The sequence below is a fragment of the Streptodolium elevatio genome, from assembly GCF_040649515.1.
Classification (GTDB): Bacteria; Actinomycetota; Actinomycetes; order Streptomycetales; family Streptomycetaceae; genus Yinghuangia; species Yinghuangia elevatio.
Genome location: NZ_JBEZFP010000155.1, coordinates 1 through 20,412 on the forward strand (window position 1 = coordinate 1; position 20,412 = coordinate 20,412).

Consider the following 20,412-nt stretch of genomic DNA (forward strand, 5'->3'; position numbering starts at 1 on the left):
CCGGCTTGGGCGACGACGGGGTCGAAGATGTGGCGGCGGTGGTTGTACTGCATGTTGGTCAGGCCGCGGTAGGGGGTGACCACGCCCTTGGGGCGCCCGGTGGTGCCGGAGGTGTAGATGACGTACGCGGGGTGGTCCAGGCGATGCGCGTCGGCCCGGGTGAAGCCCGGACGCTCCGCATCCGAGAGGTCTTCCCCTGACAGCGCGAGCAGTTCGGCGGCGGTGTCCGGCGCGTCGATCACGACCCGTGCCGCGGCGGGGTGTTCGGGGACCTGCCGCTCGACCGCCTGCGCGGTCAGTACGCAGACGGGGTCGCCGTCGTCGAGGAGCAGCGCGAGGCGCTGTGCGGGCAGGTCGAGTTCGAGGGGCAGGTACGCGGCGCCGGTCTTGAGCACCGCGAACAACGCCGCCACCATGTCCGGGGTGCGGGCGAGGCCCAGGCCGACCAGCCGCTCGGGGCCGGCGCCGTGCTTCTGCAGCAGGCGGGCGATGCGGTTGGCGCGTTCGTTGAGTTCGCGGTAGGTCCAGGTGACCGCGTCCGGGGTGTCGGGTCGGAACACCAGGGCCACCGCGTCCGGTTCGGCGGCCGCCTGCTCCTCCAGCATCTCCGCGATCGTCACATCCGGGAGATCGTGCGCGCTGTCGTTCCAGGCCACGAACGCCTGCCGGGACTCCGCCTCCGAGAGGAGGTCGATGCGGGCGCAGGCGGCGTCCGGGGCCTCGGCGAAACCGGCCAGCACGCGTTCGAACCGGTCGGCCAGGCGTTCGGCCTCGTCGCGGCCGAACGCCCCGGTGTGGAACATCACGCGGACGGTGGTCTCCCGGCCCGGTGTCACCACGAACGACACCGGGTAGTGGGTGGCGTCGCGTACCTCGTGGTCGAGCACGCGGAGCGCGCCGTCGGGGCCGTACCGGGTCGCCTTGTCCGGCAGCGGGAGGTTCTGCACCACGAAGAAGGTGTCGAACAGCGGTCCGGCGCCGACGCGGGCCTGGATCTCGGCGAGGCCCAGCTCCGGGTGGTCGAAAAGCTCGGACTTCTCCTCGTGGAGGCGGTGCCACAACGTCCGCGGCGCCTCGTCGGGGCGTACCCGCACCCGCACCGGGACTGTGTTGAAGAGCAGGCCGACGGTGGTCTCCACGCCCGCGACCCCGGGGTGCCGGCCGGAGACCAGGGCCCCGAAGACGCAGTCGTCGCGCCCGGTGAGGCGGGCCAGCAGCAGGCCCCACGCGGACTCGTACACCGTGCCCAGCGTCACGCCGGCGGCTCGGGCGCGGGCGGCCAGCCGGTCGGTCAGCGCGGTCGGCAGCGTGCGGACGAACTCCTCGGCGGATTCCGCGGTCGCGCCGTCCGCGTCGTGCCCCGCCGGGGCCAGGCGCGTCGGCTCGGCGACGCCTTCGAGGTAGGCCGACCACACCGCCCGCGAACGATCCGCGTCACGATCCGCCAGCCAGTCCAGATACCGTCCGAACGGGGCTGTGGGACGCGCGAGTTCGGCCTCCGCGTCGGTGTAGGCGGCGAGGAGCGAGGTCAGCACCAGGCCGCTCGACCAGCCGTCGAGCAGCAGCACCTGCGAGGTCATCACCAGCCGGTACGCCTCCGGCCCGACCCGGACCAGGCCGAACCGGATGAGCGGCGGGCGCAGCGGGTCCCACGGGCGGTCCCGCTCGGTGCCCGCGAACTCCTCGAATTCGGCGCCCGGATCAGCGGCCTCCGAGGCGTCGGTGAAGCGGAACGGCGGCTCCCAGCGGCGCGGCACGACCGCGACCGAGGCATCGCCGAAGGGCACGAACCCGGCACGCAGGTTCGGGTACTTCTCCAACACGGCACGGACCGCATCGGCCATGCGGTCCGGATCCACCGTCCCGGACAGGTCCAGAACGACCTGCTGGGTGTAGATGGCACGCGAGGCCTCGTCCGTCTTCAGGAGGTACAGCAGGCCTTCCTGAAGCGCCGACAGCGGCAGGACGTCGGCGACGCCGACACCGCCCAATGCGCGGTCCAGTGCCCGGCGTTGCTCCGGGGACACCGCGACCGCGGGCCGCGTGGCCTCCGCGGGCACCGTCGCCGCGCCGGCCGGCGGCCGATTGGCGAGCGCCGTCCGTGCGAGTGCCGCCACCGTCGGATTCCGGAACACGTCGCGCACCGTGAACGGCAGGCCCGCCGCCCTGGCCCGCGACGCCAGGAGCGTGGCCCCGATGCTGTCGCCGCCGAGGGCGAAGAACCCGTCGTCGACACCGACGCCCGGCAGGCCCAGCACCGTGGCGAACACCTCGGCGAGGACGGCCTCTTCCGGAGTGCGGGGTTCGGCGGACGGGGTCGTGGCGTCGAACGCCGGCTCGGGCAGCGCGCCGCGATCCGTCTTGCCGCTCGGCAGCAGCGGCAGCGCGTCGAGCACGACGACCGCCGTCGGGACCATGTGCTCGGGAAGCACGCTGCCGAGGTGGGCGCGCAGTTCGTCCGCACCCGGGGCGTCGCGGCCCGGTTCGGGCACGACGTACGCCACCAGGCGCGGCGCGCCCGACGCGGTCCGCCGGGCCGCGACCACCGCCGCCGACAGGTCCGGACGGGCCGTCAGGTGGGCCTCGATCTCGGCGGGTTCGATCCGCACGCCGCGGATCTTCACCTGGTCGTCGGTGCGGCCGAGGAACTCCAGCGCCCCGTCGGGGCGGCGGCGCACCAGGTCGCCGGTGCGGTACATGCGCGCGCCGGGCGGCCCGTACGGTGCCGGGATGAAGCGCGTGGCGGTCAGCCCCGGCCGTCCCAGGTAGCCGTCCGCGAGTTGGTCGCCGGTGAGGTACAGCTCGCCCGGTACCCCGGTCGGAACGGGCGCCAGACGCCGGTCCAGGACCAGTGCGCCGGTGTTCCACACGGGACGCCCGATGGGCACACTGCGCCCGTCTTCGCCAGGCGAGGACCACGAGGTGGCGGTGATCGCGGCCTCGGTCGGGCCGTAGGTGTTGTGGGGGCGGAGGCCCAGCACTCGCGCGGCCCGGTCGGCGGTCGAGGGAGGCAGGCTCTCCCCGCCGCACAGCAGCAGTCGGAGTCCGTTCGGCGTGGCGTTGGATGTGCGGACGTTCCCGGGGGGCCCGGACTGGCTGTCGGTGTCACGGGTGGCGTCCGGGGTGGCGGTCGGGGCGCTGCCCGTGGACCACGACTCCAGGAACGCGTCGAGCATCGGCGGCACGAAGTGCGCTGCGGTAACGCCGTGTTCGCGGACCAGGCGGGCGAGGTAGCCACCGTCGCGCTGGCCGCCCGGCTCGGCGAGGACGACGGCCGCCCCGGCTGTCAGCGGCCAGAAGGTCTCCCAGATCGCCACGTCGAACCCGGCCGGGGCCTTGTGCAGGAAGCGGTCGTCGGGAGAGAGCGGGAACTCGTCCTGAACCCAGGCAAGCTGGTTGCCCAGCGCGCGGTGCGGGACCACCACGCCCTTGGGACGGCCGGTCGAGCCCGAGGTGAACAGCACGTACGCCGCATCCCCAAGGCCCGCCGCAGTCGGCGGCGTCTCGGTGCCGGGCGCCGCTGCGGCCAGAGCGGCCGTCACCTCCGGGGAGTCCAGCGCGACTACCGGTACACCCGTCCCGTCGAACCGTCCGGCGTTCGCGCTGCCGGTCAGCACGCACACCGCGGCGGCGTCGGAGACCATCTCCAGCAAGCGGGCGTCGGGGTGCTCGGGATCCAGCGGCAGATAGGCCGCGCCCACGCGCAGTACCGCCAGGAGCCCTGCGACCAGGTCGGCGGACCGCGGCAGCGCGACCGCGGCAACCGCGCCCGGGCGGACTCCAGAGCCGCGCAGCACGCAGGCCAGGCGGTCGGCGCGGTCCAGGAGTTCGCGGTAGGTGACCGCGTGGCCGTCGGGTTCGACGAGCGCCACCGCATCGGGCGTGGCCCGGGCCTGCGCGGCGATGCGTTCGTCCACCCGGGTGGCGGGGACCGTCCGGGCGGTGGGAGGCGCGGTGAGGGTCGTGCGTTCCGCCGCCGTGAGCACGTTCAAGTCCGCGACACGGGTGTGGGCGGCGTCGGCGGCGTGCGTGAGCAGGCGCGTCAAGCGGTCGAGGAGCGCCGCGACGGTCGCGTGGTCGAACAGGTCGACGGCGTAGCCTGCCTGGACCCGCACGCCGTCCTCCGCGGTCTCGACGAACCGCAGGTCCAGGTCGAACATGGCAGCGCCGGTCGGCGGCAGGTAGGCCTCCGCCGCGATGCCGGGCGGCGCGAAGGCGATCTCCTCGGCGCGGTGGTGCGCGACGGAGACCTGGAACACCGGGTGGCGGCCCAGCACGCGTGCCGGAGCGAGCCGGTCCACGACCCAGGCGAAAGGCGCGTCGGCGTGTGCGAAGGCGGTCCGTGAACGGTCCCGGATCTGGTCGAGCAGCACACCGAAGGAAGGCTCGCCGGCCAGTTCCGCGCGCAGGACCACGGTGTTGACGAACAGGCCGACCACGTCGTGCAGGTCCTCGTCGGTCCGGCCGGCCACGGGGACGCCCACGGCGATGTCGTCACCGCCGCCGACCCGGTGCAGCAGGGCCGCAACGCCGGCGTGCAGAACGGTGGCCAGACCGGTCTCGTGGGTGCGGGCGAGCGTCCGCAAGGCCGCGGTCAGCTCCGCGGGCAGCAACGCGTCGGCCGTACCGCCGCGCAGCGAAGGCTCGGCGGGCCTGGGCCGGTCGGTCGGCAGCGCGGCTTCCTCGGGAAGCCCGGCCAACTCCCGTGCCCAGTGGTCGAGCTGACGCGCTGCCAGGTCGGTAGGCGCCGAGCTGCGGGCGCCCAGGAGATCGCGCTGCCAGACGGAGTAGGCCGAGTAGGTGACGGGCGCCGCGGCGTGCGGCTGTTCCGCCGGACGCGCGGTGCCGGTGCGTGCCGCGTACGCGGCGGCGAGGTCCGCCAGAAGCGGACCGTACGACCAGCGGTCGGCCGCGGTGTGATGCAGCGTCAGCACCAGATGCGTGGCTTCACGGGTGGTGAACACCGCCGCCCGGAAGGGTAGGTCGGCGGCCAGGTCGAAGGGGCGCGCGACCGAAGCGGCGACGTCGGCTGCCACCCGCCCGGTCGGGGCGTCGCCGAGGTCGACGACGTCGCAGCGCAGCCGCGCGGCGGCCTGGGCGGGCGTGAGCACGCGTTGCACGGGCCAGTCCGCATGGTCGGCGGCGGACAACAGCGTACGCAACGCCTCGTGACGGGCCACGACATCACCGACGGCGGCACGCAGCGCCGCGACGTCCACCTGCCCGGTCAGTTCCAGTGCCAGTGGCAGGTGGTACGCCGCCGACGGGCCGCGCAACTGCTCCTCCAGCCAGAGCCCGGCCTGCGCGAACGACGCCGGGACGTCCTCGGGCACACGGGTGCCGCGTACGCGGGGACGTGCGGTCTCGGCCAGGGCCGCGGCGGCGGCCAGGGCCTGCGGCGTCGGAGCACGGAAAACGTCGGCGAGCGAGATCTCCACGCCCAAGGCGGCCCGCAGCCGGTTGGCCAGGCGTGCGGCCAGGAGCGAGTGGCCGCCCAGGGCGAAGAAGTCCTCGTCGGCGCCGATGTCCGGGACACCCAGCAGCTCGGCGAACAAGGCGCAGACGGCGGCTTCGCGGGCGTCCGCCGCGGCGCGCCCGGCGGGCCGGTCGTCGGCGGGCCGCGGGCGGGGGAGTGCGGCGCGGTCGACCTTGCCGCTGGGGTTGAGTGGCAGTTCGTCCAAGAGGGTGAAGGAGGCCGGGACCAATGCGGACGGCAGGACCGCGGAGAGGGCCGAGCGTACGGCCGCGGTGTCCAGGCCGGCGGCGTCCGCGGTGTCGGCGGGGACCAGATACGCGGCGAGTGCCCGGGCACCGTCGCCGCCCGCCACCGGGATCACGACGGCGCGTGCCACGCCCGGGAGTTCGAGCAGCCGCGCCTCGACCTCGCCGGGCTCGACGCGCACGCCGCGGATCTTCACCTGGTGGTCCGCACGGCCCAGGAACCGCAAGTCGCCTGCCGCGTCCCGGCGCACGCGGTCGCCGGTGCGGTACATGCGGTCGCCGGGAGCACCGAACGGGTCGGGTACGAACCGCTCGGCGGTCGCGCCGGGCCGTCCCAGGTAGCCGCGGGCCAGCCCGGTGCCGGCCAGGTAGAGGTCGCCCGGAACGCCGTCGGGAACCGGTCGCAGGGCGGAATCGAGAACGTAGGCACGGGTGTTGGCGATGGGTCGCCCGATCGCCACCGGCCCGGGGGCGGTTCGGGTGTGGGCGAGGCTGTCGCCCGCCGCCTCGGAGCAGCCGTACAGGTTGACGATGCGGGCCTGCGGCCACCGTACGGCGACCGCGTCGGCCAGGGCGGCCGGGAGCGCCTCGCCGGAGGAGATCCACGTGGTCACCGAGTCCAGGGACCCGGGCGCGGCGGTGTCGAGCAGCGTCGCGAGCAGGCTCGGGACGACGGTGACGACCTGCACGCCGTGCGCGTCGACGAGGGCGCCCAGGCGGCGCGGGTCGGCGGCGGTCGCGTCGTCGGCGAGGACGACGGTGTCCCCGGAGGCCAGGCCGCCGAGGAGTTCGGTGGTGCCGTCGATGAACGTCAGCGCGCTCTTGGCGACGCGGATGCGCGGGCCGTCCGCGTCCCGGCCCCACGCGAGGCGGTTGGTGAGTGCCGCCTGCGTGCCGACCACGGCCTTGGGGCGCCCGGTCGAGCCGGACGTGAAGATCACGTACGCGGCGGCGCCGGGGGCCACGGCGGTCGTCGTCGGGACCCCGGACGGAGCCTCCCCGAGTGCGGGCAGGTCGATCCGGACCTGCCGGGTGCCGGGCGGCACCGGCAGGTCGCCGGGTGTCGCCGCGTCGCACAGGACCAGTTCGGGCCGTGCATCGGCGAGCATCAGCGCGACGCGTTCGCGCGGCTGGTTGAGGTCGAGGGGAAGGTACGCGGCCCCCGCCCGCAGGACGGCCAGCAGTGCCGCCGGAAGGTCCGCGGAGCGGGTGAGAGCCAGGGCGACCACGGGTTCCCGGGCTGGACGGCCGCCGGGCGCGGGAGGCGCAGGAGCCGCGGCGGCGGGAGCGGCGGGGGCGGCGGGCGCCGGGTCGGCGGTGCCGGGGGCACCGGCCCGCGGGGCGTTGTCGCCCGACCCGGCGGCGAGGGCGTCCCGCACGATCCGGCCGATCTCGGCGGCGCGGTCGCCCAACTGGGCGTACGTGAGAGTGCGTTCCGCGACAACGGCGGTGGCGTCCGGGGTGTCGGATATCTGACGGTCGATCAAGGCCGCTACGCCGCCCGGGGGAACCGGGGTGGCGGCGGGTTGCGGCGGCAGGACCGCGTCGCCCAGCAGCGCCAGAGGCGTGTCGGGGGAGTCGAGGGCGGCGGCGAGGGTGGCCTCGAAGTGCGCCAGGAGATTGTCGACGCTCTCCGCGGTCAGCAGGTCCGCGCGATAGGTGGCCTCCACGACCAGCGACCCCGGTCGCAGGAAGCACTCGAGCGCGAGGTCGAACTGCGTGGTGTCGTTGTGGATGTGCCGCCACGAGGCGGTCAGCCCGGGCAGGTCCAGTTCGGCCAGTTCATGCGCGAGCAGGCCGAACATCACGTCGAACAGGGGGGTGCGGCCGGGACTGCGCCGGGGGCGTACCGCGTCCAGGACCTCGTCGAAGGGGACGTCCTGGTGGGCGAACGAGGCCTGGCACGTCTCGGCGGTCCGCCCGACGAGCTGACGGAAGGTCAGGGCGGCGCGGCGGCCCGGCGGTTCGGACACGTCGCAGCGCAGGACCACGGTGTTGCCGAAATTGCCGATCAGGCGGGCGGCCTCGGGGCGGCCGCGGTCCATGGTTAGCGTGCCGACCGGCAGGTCGTCCGAACCGGTGTGGCGGCGCAGCACCGCGGCGAACCCGGCGAGCGCCGTGGTGAACGCGGTCGTCCCCTCGGCGGCGGCGAACACCGCGAGCCGATCGGCGAGTTCCGGCGCCAGGCCGCGGACCCGGCGGCCGCCGCGCTCGTCGCCCACCGCGGGGCGCGGGCCGTCCGCGGGCAGTTCTGCCGGTTCGGGCAGGGACTTGAGCCGGTCGCGCCAAAACGCCGTGCCTTCCGGGTCCGCGACCGGACGGCCGCGCTCCCAGGCGGCGAAGTCCGCGTACTGGACCTCGGGTACGCCGGGGGCTGGGGTGCCGTCCGTCGCCGCCCGGTAGAGCGCGGCGAGGTCGCGGGACAACACGCCCCAGGTGCCGCCGTCCCACGCGATGTGGTGCACGACCTGGACCAGGGCGTGCGCGTCCGGGGCGAACCGCAGCAGTTCCCAACGCACCGGATGGTCGTGCGCGAGGTCGAACGGCAGCGACGCCAGTCCCACGGCCGCAGCGTCGGCCGCGTGCCGCCGCTCGGCCGCGGGGACCGCGGTGAGGTCGCGCACCGGGATGTCCGGACGCGGAGCTTCCGCCACGATCTGGTGGGGCGTACCGTCGTCGTCGATCCGGTAGACGGTGCGCAGCAGTTCGTGGCGCACGACCAGGCCGTGCAGGGCGACCCGCAGGGCCGCGGCGTCCAACGGTCCGGTCAGTTCGATGACGAGGCAGCCGTTGTAGGAGGTGCTGCGCGGGTGCGCCTGGTGGTGCAGCCACAGACTGTGTTGCGCGTGGGACAGCGGCGCGGGGACGGACCGGTCGCGGACCGGGACCCCTCCGCCCGAACTGCCGGCGAGACCTGCCCCGGCGAGCAGACGCTTCATCAATTCCCGGCGGCGGTCGGCTGGATCGCCGCCCGGCGTGGAGGGTCCCTGTCGCAACGTGCCGCCTCCTGGGCGCGCCCGGCCCGCCGCGTGAATCGCGACGAGAACAGTATGGAAGCTTGCCTTAGTTAGGTTTGCCTACCCTATATTTGTGACGCCCGTCGGGGGTGTCAACCCACGCCCACGGGGCGGACGTACGCCGGGCGGAAGGGGAACAACGTGCACTGGAGCGTCGAGGACGTGCGTCGCGAGGTAGGCCAACTCCTCGAATGCGAACCGGATTCGGTACCCGTCGACGGCAACCTGATTCAGCACGGGCTCGACTCGCTCAGACTGATGAGGCTGGCGGGCGGCTGGCGGCGGCGCGGCGCGGAGATCACATTCGCCGAGCTCGCCGAGCGGCCCACCGTCGCGGCGTGGGCCGCGCTGCTGGCCGCGGGCGCCGGAGCGACGGAGCAGCCGACGGACCCGACGCACCCGACGGAGACGACGGAGACGACGGAGACGGCCGAACCGGCTGAATCGGCCGGACCCGCCGCGTCCTCGGCGCCCTTCCCGCTCGCCGCCATGCAGCACGCCTACTGGGTGGGCCGCGGCGACGACCAGGTCCTCGGCGGCGTGGCGGCCCATCTCTACACCGAGTTCGACCGGCCTGCCGGCAGCGCGACCCCCCTGGACCCCGCGCGCCTGGAGGCCGCGGTCCGCACGCTGACCGCGCGGCATCCCGCGCTGCGCACCCGCATCACGCCCGACGGCCGCCAGCAGGTGATGCCTGAGGCCACCGGCCCCCTGCTCACCGTCGAGGATCTGCGCGACCTGCCGACGGACCGCGTCGCACGGCGCCTGGACGCCATCCGCGACGCCTGCTCGCACCAGATGCTCGACATCGAGGCGGGCCGCGTCTTCGACATACGGCTCACGCTCCTGCCCGGCGGAGCCACCCGCCTGCACGTCGACGTCGACATGGTGGCCGCCGACGCCCTCAGCTTCCGCATCCTCCTGGCCGACCTCGCCCGCATCTACCGCGCGCCCGACCACGAACTCACGCCGCTCGCCTACGACCACCGCGCCTACCTCGCCGACCGGCCGCCACTACGGGCCGGGGCGGCCGAACGCGCCCGCGCGCACTGGGAATCGCGCCTCGCGGACCTGCCGGGCGCCCCCGACCTGCCGCTGCGTGCCGAGGCCGAGCGCGGCGACCCCTCCCGCGTGACCCGGCGGCACCTGTGGCTGAGCCCCGAGGACAAGCGCCGCTGGCTGGAGCGCGCCCACGAACGCGCGGTCACCCCGGCGATGGCCCTCGCGGCGGCCTTCGCGCACGTGTTGGCCGCGTGGAGTGCCGAGCCGCATTTCCTGCTGAACCTCCCGCTGTTCGACCGCGAGGAGATCCACCCCGACGTCCCGTTCCTGGTCGGCGACTTCACCGGATCCGTGCTTCTGGACACCGACCTCGGCGCACCCGCGTCGTTCCTCGACACCGCGCGCGGCATCCAGGCCCGCCTGCACGACGACGCCGCACACGCCGACCGGTCCGGCCTCGACGTCCTGCGCGATCTCTCCCGTGCCCGCGGCGGCCAGGTGGTCGCCCCGATCGTCTACACCAGCGCGCTGAACCTCGGCGAGCTCTTCGCCGAGGACGTGCGCGACCTGTTCGGCGAACCCGAGTGGATCATCTCCCAAGGCCCCCAGGTCCTGCTGGACGCCCAGGTCACCGAAGTGCGCGGCGGCCTGCTCGTCAACTGGGACATCCGCGAGGAACTGTTCGCCCACGGCGTCGCCGACGCGATGTTCGAGGCCTACCGCGGCCTGGTCACCCGCCTGGGCACCGAGGACGCCGACTGGGACCAGCCGGTCGGCGAACTGCTGCCGGCCGCGCAGCGCCGGGTCCGCGACCGCGCCAACGCCACGGACGCGCCGCGCGGTACGCACCGGCTGCACGACCGCTTCTTCACCCTGGCGCGCACCCGTCCGGACGCCGTCGCGGTGGTCGCCGGAACGGAGTTGCGCTGGACGTACGGCGAACTGGCCGACCGGGCCCTGCGCGTCGCCGCCGCCCTCGGCGAACAGGGCGTACGCGCCGGTGACACGGTCGCGGTGACCCTCCCCAAGGGGCCGGACCAGATCCTCGCGGTGCTCGGGGTGTTGGCGGCAGGCGCCGCGTACGTCCCGGTCGGCGTCGAGCAGCCCGCGTCCCGCCGCGCCCGGATCCACGCGACCGCGGGCGCCCGCCTGGTGCTCGACGGCGACGGGGCCACAGGGGCCTCCCCGCACGCCCGTTCGCTCTCCTTGGCCGAAGCTGCCGGGCATGCTCGGGCGTTGCCGGGGCCGGTGCCCGGCGACGCACACGCGGCGGCGTACGTGCTGTTCACCTCCGGCTCGACGGGCGAGCCCAAGGGCGTCGAAGTCCCGCACAGCGCCGCCGTCAACACCATCGACGACCTCATCGGCCGCTACGCGCTCGGCCCGGCGGACCGTACGCTCGCCCTGTCGGCGCTCGACTTCGACCTCTCGGTCTTCGACATATTCGCCCCCCTCGCTGTCGGCGGCGCCGTCGTCGTGCCCGATGCCGACGACCGGCACGAACCCTCCGAATGGCTGCGGCAGTTGCGCGAGCACCGCATCAGCGTGCTCAACTGCGTCCCGGCACTGCTCGCCATGCTGCTCACCGCGGCGGAACAGGGCACGGAACCCGGCACGGGACAGGGCACGGGACAGGGCACGGACCAGGGCGCCGAGCACGGCTCCGGCCGCCTCCCTGACACCCTGCGGGTGGTGCTGCTCGGCGGCGACTGGGTCACCGCCGACCTCCCGGTCCGCCTGCACGCCCAGGTGCCCGCCTGCCGCTTCGTCGGCCTCGGCGGCACCACCGAGACCGCCATCCACTCCACCGTGTACGAGGTCCCGCCGGGCGCCGAACTGCCCTCGTGGTGGCGGGCCGTCCCGTACGGCCGCCCCCTCGCGAACGTGCGCTGCCGCGTCGTCGACGTCCTCGGCCGCGACCGGCCCGACCACGTGCCGGGCGAACTGTGGATCGGCGGCGAGGGGGTGGCCCTCGGCTACCGCGGCGATCCGGTGCGCACCGCGGACCGGTTCGTCGAGTACGACGGGCAACGCTGGTACCGCACCGGCGACCTCGCGCGCTATCTCCCCGACGGCACGCTGGAGTTCCTCGGCCGCCGCGACCACCAGGTCAAGCTGCGCGGCTACCGCATCGAACTCGGCGAGATCGAGGCCGCGCTCGCGGACGTGCCGGGCGTCCGGCAGGCCGTCGCGGGGGTCGTCGGCGCACCGGGCCGCGCGCTGGCCGCGGCGGTGGTCGGGCCGGCCGAACTGACGGAGGAACAGATCCTGTCCGCCGTCCGGGACACGCTCCCGCCGCACATGATCCCCGAGCAGGTGCTTGTGCTCACCGAACTGCCGCTGACCCGCAACGGCAAGACCGACCGGGCACGCCTGGCCGCGTTGTGGGAGCAGGGACGCGGAAGCACCGCGCACGCGGCGCCGCGCGGGCCGGTCGAGGAAGCCGTCGCCGCGGTGTGGCGCGACGTCCTCACCGGTGCCGGCACCGCCCCGGCCCGTATCGGGCGCGACGACGATTTCTTCGCACTCGGCGGGGACTCCGTGTTGGCCACCGCCGCGGTGGGACGCCTTCGGGAAGCCCTAGACACCGACGGGCTGTCGGTCCGGGCCCTGCTCGGCAACCGCACCGTCGCGGCGCTCTCCGCACGGGTGGTCGCGGACGAGGACACACCCGGGCGCACCGCCGCGGTCGCCGAGCTGTACCTCCAGGTGGCCGCACTCACCGACGAAGAGGTCGACGCGATGCTCGCGTCGGACAGCCCGGCGTAGATCCCGTCCGCGTCCGTCTATTTCCCGCACGTCCCACGCCAGCAAAGGACGAAACCGTGCCCACGAGCACCGGCGACACCCACGAAAAAGCCGACACTGCAGGCCAGTTCGCCGACGCGACCGGCACCGGTTCCCTGGACGGGTTCGTCCCCTGGCCGGACGACGCCGCGGCCCGGTACCGGGCCGCCGGGTACTGGCGCGGCGACACGCTCGGCGCGCTGCTGCGCACCTGGGCCGGCGCGTGGCCGGAACGTACCGCGCTCGTCGACGCGGCCGGACGCACCACGTACGCCGAACTCGACCTCCGTGCCGACCGTACGGCCGCCGGGTTCGCCGGACTCGGCGTGCGACCCGGCGACCGGGTGGTGGTGCAACTCCCTAACACCGTGGACTTCGTGGTGGTGCTGTTCGCCCTCGCGCGCCTCGGGGCCGTACCGGCGCTGTGCCTGCCCGCACACCGAGCCCACGAGATCGGGCACCTCGCCGCGTTGTCGGAGGCGGTGGCGTACGTCATCCCCGACACCCTCGCGGGCTTCGACCACCGGGAGCTGGCCCGCGAGGTCCGCGAGCGCGTCCCGTCGCTGCGGCACGTCGTGGTGGCCGGCGAGCCGGGCCCGGACGCCGTCGCGCTAGCCGACGTCGACGCCGCGCCCGTCGCGCTGCCACCCGGGCCGCGCCCCGAGGACGTCGCCCTGCTGCTCGTGTCGGGCGGAACGACCGGGCTGCCCAAGCTCATTCCGCGAACACACGACGACTACGCCTACAACGCGCGTGCCAGCGCCGAGGTGTGCGACCTGACCGAGGACGACGTCTACATGGCGGTGCTGCCGGCCGCCCACAACTTCCCGTTGGCCTGCCCCGGCATCCTCGGGATCCTGGGCGTCGGCGGGACCGCGGTGCTGGCGCCCGGCCCCAGCCCGGACCAGGCGTTCGCGCTCGTCGAACGCGAGAGGGTCACCGTCACCGCCGTCGTGCCGCCGGTCGCCGACCTGTGGAGCCAGATGTGGGAGTGGGAGCCGGGCGACCGGTCGTCGCTGCGCCTCCTCCAGGTGGGCGGCGCCCGACTGCCCGCCGCGCTCGCCCGCGAGCTCACCCCCGCCCTGGACTGCCGCGTCCAGCAGGTGTTCGGCATGGCGGAAGGTCTGCTCAACTACACCCGAACCGGCGATTCCGACGAGATTGTCGCGGAGAGCCAGGGACGCCCGCTCAGCCCCGACGACGAGGTCCGTATCGTCGACGGCGACGGATCGCCGGTGGCCGAGGGCGAGGTGGGCGAACTGCTGACCCGGGGGCCGTACACGATCCGCGGCTACTACCGGGTGCCCGACCACAACGCCAACGCCTTCACCCCCGACGGCTTCTACCGCAGCGGCGACCTGGTACGCCGCCTCCCGTCCGGCCACCTGGTCGTCGAAGGGCGCATCAAGGAGGTCGTCAACCGCGGCGGCGAGGGCGTGCCGGCCGGTGAACTCGAGGACCACCTCACCGCCCACCCCAAGATCCGCCAGGCCGCGGTGATCCCGCTGCCGGACCGGGTCCTCGGCGAGCGCGTCTGCGCGATCCTGGTGCCCGCGGACCCGGCCGACCCCCCGACCCTGCCCGAGCTCAAGACGTTCCTCGCGGAAGCGGGCCTGGCCCCCTACAAGACCCCCGACACGATCCGCATAGCCGCCGCGTTCCCGCGCACACCGGTGGGCAAGATCGACAAGCGCAGCCTCGCCGACCAGGCGAACGCGTTGCCGACCGGGTGACCCGTACGACGCCACCGCATAGCATGCCGGGCGTGGCGATCACTGCGGCCAGTCCGTGGACGGCCTCCGCCGAACCGTTCGTCGGTCGACTGGAGGCGATCGCGCGCGACTTCACGCGGCTCACCGGCACGCCCGTGGACGTGGCGACCGAACTGTTCCTCCGCGCGGAACTGGCCGGCTACCGCCCTCCGGGGCGGACCTCGGCGAACGGATCCTGCCATCTCGTCCCGGCCTCCGACGGCTGGGCGGCGGTCAACCTGGCCCGCCCGGACGACGCCGCCGCACTCCCGGCGCTCTACGCCCTGCTCGGTGCCGACGTGCCCGACACCGAAGCGCCGGTCGCCGGGCTGCGCGAGGCCGCCCGGGAGCGCACGGCCGATCAGGTCGCATCAGCCGCGCAACTGCTCGGTACGCCCGCCGCGGGCCTCGGCTCCGTCCGCGACGGGTCCCGGGCGGTGTACGAGGTACAGCACGGCGAGCGCCGCGTACGGGGCTTGTCCGGGCTCCGCGTGGTCGACCTGTCGGCGCTGTGGGCGGGCCCGCTGTGCGCGCGTCTGCTCGGGCAGGCCGGTGCCCGGGTGACCAAGGTCGAGAGCACCACGCGGCCCGACGGCGCCCGCCGGGGATCACCGGCGTTCTACCGCCGTCTGCACGAGGGGCACGAGAGCTTGGTCGTGGACTTCGCGTCGGGCGCGCTGCCCGCAATCGTCGCGGAGGCGGACGTGGTGATCGAGGCCTCCCGGCCCCGCGCGCTCCGGCGCCTCGGCGTGGTCGCCGAGGACTTCCTCGCGGCGCGCCCGGGTCGGCTGTGGATCGGCATCACCGGGTACGGGCGGGACGACGACCGCGTCGCGTTCGGCGACGACGCCGCCGTCGCGGGCGGCCTGGTCGGCCGGGACGCGTCCGGCGACCCGGTCTTCCTCGGCGACGCCATGGCCGATCCGGTGACCGGGATCCTCGCCGCGCACGCCGCCGCCCGGGCGCTCGCCGAAGGGGGAGGACGGCTCGTGTCCGTCGCCATGGCGAACTGTGCCGCGTGGCTGGCCGACGGCCGCGCCGACGAGGTCCCCCGCTCGCCGTGCTGATCAGACGTGTCGAGCTGGCGGGCGCCGAAGTGGTGGACGTCCGGGTCACCGGCGGCCGGATCGCCGAGATCGGAGCCGCCGGCGAGCGCCTGCCCGGCCGGGCCGACCTGGACGGCCGCGGCGCCGCGCTGCTGCCCGGTCTCCACGACCACCACGTCCACCTGACCGCACTCGCGGCCCAGGCGGCCTCGGTACGTGTCGGCCCGGCCGACGTCGGCGGCCGGGCCGGTCTCGCGGCGGCGCTGCGCACCGGGCCGCCGGGGGAGTGGGTGCGCGCGGTCGGCTACCACGAGAGTGTCGCCGGGCGCCTCGACCGGTGGGTGCTGGACGAGCTGGCCGGCGACCGCCCGGTGCGCGTCCAGCACCGCACGGGCGAGCTGTGGGTCTGGAACAGCGCGGCCCTGCGGGCGGCCGGGCTCGACGGCGACGGGTGCTTCTGGCGGGAGGACGGGCGGCTGCGTGCGTGGACCCCGCCTGTACCGCTGGACCTGCCGGCCCTGGGGCGGCGGGCCGCGGCGCTCGGGGTCACCGGCCTCTCCAACGCCGATCCGCAGCCCGCGGCGGGGTTGCCCGCCCTGCTGTCGGTGCTGCCGCAGCGCGTGGTCGTCATGGGCGTCGACGGCCCGGTGAAGGTGCTGCTCGACGACGCCACCCTGCCGCCGCCCGCCGAACTCGCGGCGGCCGTCCGGGCGGTGCGCCCGCGCCCGGTGGCGGTCCACTGCGTCACCCGCGTGCAACTGCTGGTGACGCTGCTGGCGTTCGACGACGCCGGCGCGGTCCCCGGGGACCGCGTCGAGCACGGTTCGGTGATCCCCGCCGAGACGATTCCGTGGATCGCGCGGCTCGGACTGACGGTGGTGACGCAACCGCACTTCGTGGTGGAGCGCGGCCGGGAGTACGCGACGGATGTGGACCCGGACGACCGCGAACACCTGTACCGCTGCCGGTCTCTCGCCGAGGCGGGAGTCCCGGTGGCCGCGGGGACCGATGCGCCCTTCGGAGGGTTCGACCCGTGGGCGGCCATGCGCGCCGCGGTGGACCGGGACGGCGCGGAGGCGCTCGAACCGCTCGAAGCGCTAAGCCTGTTTACCGGAAGGCCGGAGGCCCCCGGGGTTCCTCGATACCTGGACGTCGGCACGCCGGCCGACTTCTGCCTGCTCCGTGTACCGCTCCGCGAGGCGCTCGACACGCTGACCGGCGACGTGGTCCGGGCGACCTTCGTGGACGGCCGCATCGTGCCCGCGCATCTCTAGCGATGTGACCGGAAAGGCTCACCGCACCAGCCCCGGCCGGAGCCCGACCCGGACTCGGTGACCGACCCGCAGGCGGGGTTGTGCGTGGTCGGCAGCAGACGGAGCGTCAGCAAGCCCAGGTAGCACGCCAAAAGGTACTGGTGGTCGTCGAACGACCGGCCGCCGAGGGGAGCAGCGTCGGAGTACGTGCAGTACATCAACCGTGAATTCGCCGCCGCTCCGGAGACACGGGTGGCGCGAAACGGATCGCCGCTGATCGGCCGAACGGGCGTACGCGGTGTGTCGCGGCCGGTTCTTGCGGGAACTCGCGGTCACCGCAGATGACCGTGTCGCAGAGGAGCCAGGTGTGCCCGCATCCGCAAGCGAGCCGTTGCCCGAGTTGGACATGCCCTTCCCGGAGCACCAGAACCGCTGGACGGTGTTCCTGCGCCTCCTGCTGCTGATCCCGCAGTACATCGTGCTGGCGGTGCTGTCGATCGTGGCCGTCGTCACCGCGATCGTGGGCTGGTTCGCGGCGTTGGTGCTCGGCCGGCTGCCTTCGCCCATCCGGGGGTTCCTGACCGGGTTCCTGCGCTACGACACCCGGGTGAACGCCAGCATGATGCTGCTGACCGACCGGTATCCGCCGTTCCGGCTCGGCGAGGTGGCGGGCTACCCGGTGCGGATCGAGATCCAGCCGGTGCACCTCAACCGGCTCGCGGTCTTCTTCCGGATCCTGCTGATGATCCCCGCGATGATCATCCAGGCGATCGTCTCGGCCGGGTGGTGGTCGGTCGCGTTCATCTCGTGGCTGGTGGTCCTGATCATGGGACGCATGCCCGAGCCGCTGTTCGAGGCCACCAGCGCGATCCTGCGGTACCGGATGCGGCTGGGGGCGTACTCGCTGATGCTCGCCTCGTCGTACCCCAAGCGCCTGTTCGGCGACGCCCCCGACGCGGCGTGGTCCGCGTCCGCCGCGTCCGCCCAGCCTGTCGCGGCCGGGAAGGGTCCGGACGAGATGACCGTCGGCGCGACGCAGACGGCGGCGCGCTCGGCCACCCGGCCGCTGCGGGTCGGCACCGCGGGCAAGGTGCTGATCGGCGTGTTCATCGTCCTCGGCCTCGGCAGCGTCGCGGCCAACAGCGCCAACTGGTCGATGGATGACGACGACGATTCGGCCAGCGCCCCGGCGGTCCCGTAGGACACGGCCCGCCGCGCGGTCAGCCCGTCGGCAGTCCCGCGGCGTGCGCGGCTTCGGCGAGTACGCCGCGCAGCATGGCCGGGGTGAGCCGGCCGGTGAAGGTGTTCTGCTGGCTGACGTGGTAGCAGCCGAAGACGGGGAGCGCCCGGAGCGCGGCGGGAGCCGAAGCGGCGGGGGCGAGGTCGACGCGTACGCCGTGCCCGAACACCGGTCGCGGCCGAGGGACCGACCAGCCCGCCGCCGCCAGCGCCGGCAGCAGAGCCTGCCAGCCGAAGGCGCCCAGCACGACGACGGACCCCAAGGTCGGTCGCATGAGCCGGAGTTCGCGTTCCAGCCAGGGCCGGCAGGTGTCGCGCTCCTGCGGCGTCGGCTTGTTCGCGGGCGGCGCGCAGTGCACGGGGGCGGTGAAGCGTACGCCGAGCAGCTCCAGGCCGTCGTCGCGGGTCACCGAAGTCGCCTGCGAGGCAAGGCCGACATCGTGCAGGGCACGCACCAGGACGTCGCCCGACCGGTCTCCGGTGAACATGCGGCCGGTGCGGTTGCCGCCGTGGGCGGCCGGAGCCAGCCCGACGACCAGCACGCGCGCGTCCGCCGGGCCGAACCCGGTGACCGGGCGGGCCCAGTAGTCCCAGTCCGCGAAGGACGCGCGTTTGACGCGGGCGGCTTCCTCGCGCCACTCCACCAGCCGCGGGCACGCCCGGCAGTGCGTCAGCGCATCGTCAAGTTCGGCGACCGTGCGTGCCTTCGGTGCCACGTCCTCGGGCAGTTCCATGCAGACTCCTCACCACAGCCGCGCCACGGCCCGCGTCATGATCGACAGCCTAGGTCGGTTGCGGTGGCCGAGGGATTCACTCGGCCAGGCGTGTCCTGCGATCGGTGTCGCGGCGGGTGCCCGGGTCAGGCGGTTGCGTCGGTGACCTCCTCGACGGCGCTGGTGCCCTGTCCGGGGCGCGACTCCCACTCCCACGTCTCGTCCAGGAGGAGCCGCCCGTCCGGGAGTTCGGTGATCCGGGTGGCGCAGTGCCCCGAGGAGGTCTTGCCGTCCCGGTTCAGCTGGACGTACCGGAAGTCCATCGTGTCGCCGTCGCGCGTGCCGATCAGGTGGCCGCGTACGATCTCGCCGCCCGCGTAGTCCGCCCACACCGCGCCGTCCGCCTCGCGGTACCGGAACCGTGTCGCGGAGTCGACCTCGCCCTGCTCGGGGCGGCCGCGGGGGGCGAAGGTCCGGCCGTCCAGCGAAGGTGCCATCGTCGACTCCTCGGGTACGTGAGAACACGGGTCCGCGCGGCGGTCCGCGCCGGGGCGTACGCGCCGATCTGGCGCCGGTCCGGCACGCTACCGGACTCCGCTGACGAGCACTCCCGGCAAGGACGCGGCGCGCGGGGGCGGGCCCTCGGTGCGGGTAGCGTGCCGTGAGGCCGCCGCGAGGAGGCCGCACAGGTTCGAGGAACGGGGGACCGACCAGATGGCCATGCCGCCGGCACCGCATCCGTATCAGGGCCCGGCCACCGGGCGACCGCCACGGCTCCCATGGGGCCGTTACGTCGCGGTGGCCGCCGTCGTCGCGGCGGTGCTGGTCGCGATAGCCGTCGTCAGGATCGTCGCCGCGGACGACTCGGAGAATCTGCGGACGAGCGACGGGCTCGTCTACGAAAGAACGCTGGACGAACCCACCTACACCCTCTCCGGACCGGTCGAGCTGTTCGGCACCGCCTTCCTCGACGCGAACGGTGCGTGTGTGGGCGGTCCGGCCAACTACCTTGACCTGGACACGATGACGGGGATCAACAACCAGGTTGATGCGCCCGACGCCGATCTGCCGCCGTCCGTCACGGTCGTGTACGCCCGCTGCGACGCGGCCGCCGAAGGCGGGCCGGCCCGCGGGGATCGCAGCGGATTGCGGATAGTGGCCGGGAGAGCGGTCGCCGGGGTGGTGGACAGCGGGGACCCGTCGGTCGAGCAGTGCCGTACCGCGGCGCGGCAGCGGACGATCCCGGACCACGTCACGGTGGACATGCTCCGGTCGGACCCCAGGTTCGCGAAGGGCCGCGGGTGGTGCTTTGAGACAGTCGGCAAGACCGTCGTCCACTTGAAGGTCTTCAACACGGCCTACTTCGACACGCCGGGCCGCCTCCCGGCGTTCGCCTTTGTCGCCACCCAGTGGAAGCCGCGGGCGGCCGCCGCCCGATGAGGCGGGACGCGACGGTGGCGGCGGGCCTTCACCGCCGTCGCGGAACGGTCCACACAGCGCCAATCTCGGCCAACTCCCGCGAGTCGGGGCGACCATGCTCATGCCTGCGGAGACCGGGGCGGAACGCCCGCGCGGATTTCGTGAACTGACGGTGTCTCGACCAGACTTCGCGCATGACGACACGCCCCCCTCTCGACGCCGGCCCCCTCGGTGGGTACGCGGGTGAGCGTCCCGCCGACGTCACCCGGCGGGCCGACCCACCCGTGTGGCACCGCCTGTTCACCGGACCCATACCCGCCCCCGCACCCACGAAGGCACAGGGCGAGTTGCACGCGCTGGACGACTGGCGCTCGGACACCGCGACGAGGCCGGACCCGAACGGCGGTTAGCAGGTCCGCCTGGGCCGATCGGGCCCGACGGCGGAAAGCGGCGGCGGTCGCGCA

Annotated in this window: 10 protein-coding genes; 7 read left to right on the forward strand and 3 right to left on the reverse strand. The window is 74.3% G+C overall.

All coding sequences use genetic code 11. From position 1 onward, the window contains the following. Positions 1–8,660 (reverse strand): non-ribosomal peptide synthetase (locus tag AB0C36_RS37155; RefSeq protein ID WP_358362996.1); only part of this gene is annotated, 8,660 nt, incomplete at its 3' end. Positions 8,661–8,879: 219 nt separating this feature from the next. Here AB0C36_RS37155 and AB0C36_RS37160 point away from each other — a divergent pair. The 5 genes from AB0C36_RS37160 (at position 8,880) to AB0C36_RS37180 (ending at position 17,778) form a co-directional block, all read left to right on the forward strand. Further along, entirely contained in the window at positions 8,880–12,509 is a 3,630-nt protein-coding gene (locus tag AB0C36_RS37160) for a non-ribosomal peptide synthetase (RefSeq protein WP_358362998.1), read from the forward strand. A gap of 56 nt (positions 12,510–12,565) precedes the next feature. Further along, positions 12,566–14,260, forward strand: a complete 1,695-nt coding sequence (locus AB0C36_RS37165; protein WP_358362999.1) for a (2,3-dihydroxybenzoyl)adenylate synthase — start codon at positions 12,566–12,568, stop codon at positions 14,258–14,260. A gap of 32 nt (positions 14,261–14,292) precedes the next feature. Then, positions 14,293–15,345 carry a CoA transferase gene (locus AB0C36_RS37170; protein ID WP_358363000.1) on the forward strand — a complete coding sequence of 351 codons (1,053 nt, stop codon included), beginning with the start codon at positions 14,293–14,295 and terminating at the stop codon, positions 15,343–15,345. Next, positions 15,339–16,598, forward strand: a complete 1,260-nt coding sequence (locus AB0C36_RS37175) for an amidohydrolase family protein (RefSeq protein WP_358363001.1) — start codon at positions 15,339–15,341, stop codon at positions 16,596–16,598. Before AB0C36_RS37170 ends, AB0C36_RS37175 begins: the two co-directional genes overlap by 7 nt. A gap of 385 nt (positions 16,599–16,983) precedes the next feature. Further along, on the forward strand, positions 16,984–17,778 hold the full coding sequence (locus AB0C36_RS37180; protein WP_358363009.1) for a DUF4389 domain-containing protein: 795 nt from the start codon (positions 16,984–16,986) through the stop codon (positions 17,776–17,778). 19 nt (positions 17,779–17,797) lie between these two features. Here the strand turns inward: AB0C36_RS37180 and AB0C36_RS37185 are convergent, their stop codons facing one another. Beyond that, positions 17,798–18,550 (reverse strand): uracil-DNA glycosylase, encoded by a 753-nt coding sequence (locus AB0C36_RS37185; RefSeq protein ID WP_358363002.1) that lies wholly within the window; start codon positions 18,548–18,550, stop codon positions 17,798–17,800. 125 nt (positions 18,551–18,675) lie between these two features. Continuing rightward, positions 18,676–19,026 (reverse strand): avidin-fold protein, encoded by a 351-nt coding sequence (locus tag AB0C36_RS37190; protein WP_358363004.1) that lies wholly within the window; start codon positions 19,024–19,026, stop codon positions 18,676–18,678. Positions 19,027–19,243: 217 nt separating this feature from the next. Here AB0C36_RS37190 and AB0C36_RS37195 point away from each other — a divergent pair, with 217 nt between their 5' ends. After that, positions 19,244–19,969, forward strand: a complete 726-nt coding sequence (locus AB0C36_RS37195; protein ID WP_358363005.1) for a hypothetical protein — start codon at positions 19,244–19,246, stop codon at positions 19,967–19,969. Between the two features lie 173 nt (positions 19,970–20,142). After that, on the forward strand, positions 20,143–20,358 hold the full coding sequence (locus tag AB0C36_RS37200) for a hypothetical protein (protein ID WP_358363007.1): 216 nt from the start codon (positions 20,143–20,145) through the stop codon (positions 20,356–20,358). The last annotated feature ends 54 nt before the right edge of the window (positions 20,359–20,412 follow it).

What these genes read in the sequence shown, in the direction of transcription:
- AB0C36_RS37180 (WP_358363009.1), top strand. Translation starts at nt 16,984, where the DNA reads ATGCCCTTCCCGGAGCACCAGAACCGCTGGACGGTGTTCCTGCGCCTC.
- AB0C36_RS37185 (WP_358363002.1), bottom strand. Translation starts at nt 18,550, where the DNA reads ATGGAACTGCCCGAGGACGTGGCACCGAAGGCACGCACGGTCGCCGAA.
- AB0C36_RS37190 (WP_358363004.1), bottom strand. Translation starts at nt 19,026, where the DNA reads ATGGCACCTTCGCTGGACGGCCGGACCTTCGCCCCCCGCGGCCGCCCC.
- AB0C36_RS37195 (WP_358363005.1), top strand. Translation starts at nt 19,244, where the DNA reads ATGGCCATGCCGCCGGCACCGCATCCGTATCAGGGCCCGGCCACCGGG.
- AB0C36_RS37200 (WP_358363007.1), top strand. Translation starts at nt 20,143, where the DNA reads ATGACGACACGCCCCCCTCTCGACGCCGGCCCCCTCGGTGGGTACGCG.